The sequence below is a fragment of the Synechococcus sp. OH2 genome (assembly GCF_047462155.1).
In the GTDB taxonomy this organism is placed as follows: Bacteria; Cyanobacteriota; Cyanobacteriia; order Thermostichales; family Thermostichaceae; genus Thermostichus.
Window position 1 is genome coordinate 1 of record NZ_JANSIR010000117.1, and the last position, 4,806, is coordinate 4,806.

The window sequence follows — 4,806 nt, forward strand, 5'->3', positions numbered from 1 at the left end:
CATGATTCTAAGTGCATTGTCTCATGGGGCGGTGCACCTCTAGAAATTTTGAGGTTGGTCGTGGCAAGGCTAGGAGCCAACTCTCAACCTAACGTGCTCCCGAAGCAGCTAGAGTCCTCCACTTCCAGAGGGAGGGATCCCGCCTGCCCTGATGTCCTTACCCCTGGCCGCTGGGGAGATAAACTCGGAAGATGAGCAGAGGCAGAGGGAGAGGTGCCCAGGGGGCTGGAAAGCGGCGATGGAACAAGCAAGGCAACTGTGGCAAGCTCTGCTGCTGCGGGGTTTTCCTATCGATTCCTGGTGGCAGGGCAGCCTTTTGGGCCGCCTGTCGGGATCCCTGAAAAACTGGGGCCAAGGCAGCTTGCTCGTCCAAGGCTTGGACGGGATTGGCTTGGGTCTGGTGTTGCTCTACTGGGTCTTTTCCTCCCAAAGCTCCACCGGCATCCTCGGCCTAATCCTACTGGCCATGGCGGCGCTTGTGGTCTTGAGCTGGCTGGTGGAAACCCCGACTGGGCTACCTGTCCATCTGCCCCTGGGCCTTTTCTGGGGAATTGCTACCCTGGCAACGCTCCTCTCGCCGGTTCCCTATGCGGCGCGGGATGGCTGGCTGAAGCTGACGCTCTACTTAGCCGGCTATCTGCTTTTGCATCGTCTGCTGCGCCAACCCCAATTCCGAGATGGGATTGTTGGATCCCTGCTCTTGGTCAGCCTGGGGATGGGGATCTACGGCCTGCGGCAGTACTTTTACGGGGCGGCCGAACTGGCCACCTGGGTAGATCCAGAATCGGGCTTGGCGGGCCTGACACGGGTGTACAGCTATCTGCGCAACCCTAACCTGTATGGGGGCTACCTGGTTCCCCTCCTCCCGCTGGGGCTGGCTGCCATCTGCCTCTGGCCGGGTTGGGGGATCAAGCTCCTGGTGGGGTTTACAACCGCCGTCAACCTTATCTGTCTGGGGCTGACCTACAGCCGCGGTGCCTGGATTGGGGGGCTGGCAGCGCTGGGGATGATGGCCCTGCTGCTGGCCCAATGGTACGCCCCCCGCCTGCCGGCCCGTTGGCAGCGCTGGACGGTGCCGGCTCTCTTGGGAGGGGGCGCAGCCGCGCTGCTGCTTGCCATCTTGACGGTACGCCCCTTGCGGCTACGGGCTCAGAGCCTCCTTTGGGGACGGCTAGATACCAGCAACAACTTTCGCCTCAACGTCTGGGCGGCGGTGCTGGAGATGATCCGCGACTTTCCCATCTTGGGGATCGGCCCTGGCAATGTCGCCTTCAACCGCGTCTATCCCCTCTACCAGCGGGGCAACTTCAGCGCCCTTGCAGCCTACTCGGTGCCGCTCCAGATTACCTTGGAGACGGGCTTAGTCGGATCCCTAGCTTTTGCTTGGTTCCTCCTGGTGCTCTGGGATCACGGCTGGAGAGGCTGGAAACGTTTACTTGCCTGCCGGGATCCCCAGGGCCTGTGGGTGGCGGCAGGTTTAGCAGCCTGCACCGGCATGATGGCCCACGGCCTGGTGGACACCATCTGGTACCGTCCCCAGGTGCAGATGCTGTGGTGGCTGGCAGTGGCCCTCGTCACAGCCAGTCTGGATTCTCCTCGATCCTCAACGGCCGCTGAAAGACCCAGCTCGTGAGATGCCGGCGCGGACTTCTTAAAAATTAAAGTAGCCCAGGCCTGGCCTTCTGGTCTTGACGAGAGCAAATCTAGAGTGGTAAGCATTCTCAGTAGAAGAACGAAAATGTATCTAGATTTACAATTTGCAGGTTTTAGTAGTGTTAGAAATTAGCGGGATTATTGGGGATATGGGAGGCCAATGAAAAAGATCGAGGCTATAATTCGGCCCTTCAAGCTGGATGAGGTGAAAATTGCCCTGGTCAATGCCGGAATTGTCGGCATGACAGTGAGCGAAGTGCGGGGTTTTGGTCGGCAAAAAGGACAAACCGAGCGCTATCGGGGATCCGAGTACACGGTAGAGTTCCTGCAAAAGCTGAAGGTGGAGATCGTGGTCGAAGACGACCTGGTGGACACGGTTGTGGAGAAGCTGATCGCGGCGGCTCGCACCGGCGAAATCGGGGACGGCAAGATTTTCATCAGCCCTGTCGAGAAAACCATTCGCATCCGTACCGGCGAACTCAACCAAGACGCCCTGTAAAGCAGGGAAGGTCTTGGAGCCTGGGTAGCTCGATCCGAGCCCCAGGGTGGCTTGCAGTGGGCAAATGAGGGATCTTTGCCCCAGTTAATGCGTTGTAAAAGTACCGTCACTTTAGGTGAGTCGAAAAGCATGTCTACAAGGATGATCCAAAGACTCAAAGGCCAAGCACTGCAGTGGCTCTGGCAACCAGCTCAGGGGGGCCTAACTGCTGCTCTGACGATTTCGCTGGTTTTCCTATTGGGTCAGGAGAGCGCCTTCGCTCAGGACGCGGAAGTCGTACAGAAACATGCTGACATTGTCTGGACGCTGGTGGGGGCAGCCTTGGTGTTCTTCATGCAGGCGGGGTTCGCCATGGTGGAGACGGGCTTTACCCGCGCCAAGAATGCCGCCAACATTATGATGAAAAACCTGATGGACTTTTGCATGGGCTGTTGCGCCTTTTGGTTCATCGGGTTTGGCCTGATGTTTGGAGAAAATACTGGCTTCTTTGGCAGGAGCTGGTTTGCTTTCAGTTGGCAGCAAGCCCACGAAGCAGGGGACTGGCCTTTTACATTCTTCGTCTTCCAGATGGTGTTTGCCGCCACCGCTGCCACCATTGTTTCCGGGGCCATGGCGGAGCGCACCAAGTTCGTGGCCTACCTCATCTACTCTGTCGTCATCTCTGGGCTGATCTACCCCATCTCGGGGGGCTGGGCTTGGAATGGGCTGTTTGGCGACTACAACGGTGGCACCAGCGGCTGGCTGGAAGATCTGGGCTTCATCGACTTTGCCGGTTCGGGCGTAGTGCATTTGGTGGGGGGCGCTTCCGCCTTAGCCGGGGCCATGGTGCTTGGCCCTCGCATCGGCAAGTACGGCCCCAACGGAGAGCCACGGGCGATTCCCGGCCACAACCTGCCTCTGGGGATGTTGGGGGTGTTTATCCTCACCTTGGGTTGGATTGGGTTCAACGCCGGCTCGACCACAGCCGCCAGCCCCGATATCGGCTGGATTGCCATGAACACGCTGCTAGCCGCTTCGGCAGGGGCCATTGGGGCGATGATCACCTGCTGGGCGCATTTTGGCAAGCCGGATATGACCTTTGCCGCCAACGGGGTGCTGGCCGGCTTGGTAGGGATCACCGCTCCTTGCAACACTGTCCACCCTCTGGGAGCTTTGATCATCGGTTCGGTGGCCGGGATCCTGGTGGTCATCTCGGCGGTGATTCTGGATACGGTGCTGAAGATTGACGACCCGGTGGGCGCCGTTTCGGTACACGGCACCTGCGGTATTTGGGGGGTGTTGGCAGCAGGGATCCCTTGGTTTGCCCACGCCAACTCAGGGGTGACCTGGGCCCAATTTGGGGTACAAGTTGTGGGCGCTCTAGCCTATTTCTTCTGGCCTTTCATCACCTGCTTGATCCTGTTTTTGATCCTCAAGGCAACCGTTGGCCTGCGCACCAGTGCTGAAGAGGAGCTGGCCGGCTTGGATGTGGGCGAGCATGGTAACGTGGCCTACCCGGATTTTGTGATTGCTTCTGCCGAGTTGGACCAACCTTGAGACGGCACCCCGGCTCTGAAGGGGATCCAGCGGCACCAATCGCCACTGTCAACGATGAGGAGGGCCAAGCCTGGCCCTCCCTGGCTGTAAACTGGGATGCGGTTGGATGCACTTTTGGATCCCATGCACCTGTTGATCCCGGCGGCTGGCAGCGGCAAGCGAATGGGGGCGGCGGTCAACAAGCTGTTGTTGCCACTTTTGGGTCAGCCTGTCCTGGCTTGGACGTTGCGGGCGGCAGATCGGGCGCATTCCATCGAGTGGATTGGCATTCTCTCCCAACCCGGCGACTGGCCGGCCATGGAGCAGATCCTGGCGTCCATCGAGCTGTCCACGCCGGTGCAGCTTCTGCAAGGAGGGGTGACGCGGCAGGAGTCGGTTTACAGGGGGGTGGAGTATCTCTATGGGCTGGGAACGGTGGAACGGGTGTTGATTCACGATGGGGCCCGCTGCCTGGCCACCTCTGAGTTGTTCGATCGCTGCAGCGCTGCCTTGGAGCAAGTGGACGGCTTGATTGCCGCGATCCCTGTCAAAGACACGATTAAAGTAACCGCAAGCGGCCCCAAGGGGATCCAAATCGAATCGACACCGGAGCGTAGCCGGCTGTGGGCAGCCCAAACGCCCCAGGGCTTTCGCCTGTCGCTGTTGTGGCAAGCCCATCGGGAGGCACTGGCCCAGGGGTGGCAGGTAACCGATGACGCAGCCCTATTCGAGAAGCTGGGTTGGCCGGTTTACATCGTGGAAGGGGAGGAGTCTAATCTGAAGTTAACCACCCCCTGGGATCTGGTGCTGGCCAAGCAAATTCTACAGCAGCGCCTCGATCCGGCGCGCTAGCCCAACTCACTATGGCGGTGGCCCTGCCGCAGAGCCGCCTTCTGCCACACCCGACTGCGCCAGCGGCTGAGCAACAGGCTGGCCAAGCCGGCGACATAGATCAGCATGGCCAACCAGCCCCCCACAGCCCCCCATCCCAACCCCGGCAGAAAAGGGATCCAGCTTTGGGGAAAGATCAGTATTTGCGCCAAAGGCAAGAAAAAGAGCCAGCTCATCCCGAGCATGATTGCCATGGGTGCCCGCACATCTCCCGCGCCGCGCAGGCATCCCACTGCAGAGAAGTTGAT

General features: G+C 59.7%; 4 protein-coding genes and 1 pseudogene. 4 read left to right on the top strand and 1 reads right to left on the bottom strand.

Features of this window, described 5'->3' with window-relative positions; translation table 11 throughout:
- Window positions 1–238 precede the first annotated feature (238 nt).
- From NW835_RS12605 to ispD, 4 genes are all read left to right on the top strand, one after another.
- Entirely contained in the window at window positions 239–1,633 is a 1,395-nt protein-coding gene (locus tag NW835_RS12605) for an IctB family putative bicarbonate transporter (RefSeq protein ID WP_414415463.1), read from the top strand.
- 180 nt (window positions 1,634–1,813) lie between these two features.
- The gene (locus NW835_RS12610) at window positions 1,814–2,152 is read left to right on the top strand and encodes a P-II family nitrogen regulator (RefSeq protein WP_414366262.1); all 339 of its coding nucleotides are present in this window, start codon (window positions 1,814–1,816) and stop codon (window positions 2,150–2,152) included.
- 129 nt (window positions 2,153–2,281) lie between these two features.
- Window positions 2,282–3,688 carry an ammonium transporter gene (locus tag NW835_RS12615; RefSeq protein WP_414415464.1) on the top strand — a complete coding sequence of 469 codons (1,407 nt, stop codon included), beginning with the start codon at window positions 2,282–2,284 and terminating at the stop codon, window positions 3,686–3,688.
- Between the two features lie 123 nt (window positions 3,689–3,811).
- Window positions 3,812–4,519 (top strand): 2-C-methyl-D-erythritol 4-phosphate cytidylyltransferase, encoded by a 708-nt coding sequence (gene ispD / locus NW835_RS12620; protein ID WP_414366265.1) that lies wholly within the window; start codon window positions 3,812–3,814, stop codon window positions 4,517–4,519.
- Here ispD and NW835_RS12625 read toward each other — a convergent pair.
- Window positions 4,516–4,806: pseudogene (locus tag NW835_RS12625) on the bottom strand (hypothetical protein); the annotation flags it as partial. The gene ispD and the pseudogene NW835_RS12625 sit on opposite strands and share 4 nt — an antisense overlap.

Coding starts and splice junctions, on each gene's coding strand:
- NW835_RS12610 (WP_414366262.1), top strand. CDS start 1,814: ATGAAAAAGATCGAGGCTATAATTCGGCCCTTCAAGCTGGATGAGGTG.
- NW835_RS12605 (WP_414415463.1), top strand. CDS start 239: ATGGAACAAGCAAGGCAACTGTGGCAAGCTCTGCTGCTGCGGGGTTTT.
- NW835_RS12615 (WP_414415464.1), top strand. CDS start 2,282: ATGTCTACAAGGATGATCCAAAGACTCAAAGGCCAAGCACTGCAGTGG.
- ispD (WP_414366265.1), top strand. CDS start 3,812: ATGCACCTGTTGATCCCGGCGGCTGGCAGCGGCAAGCGAATGGGGGCG.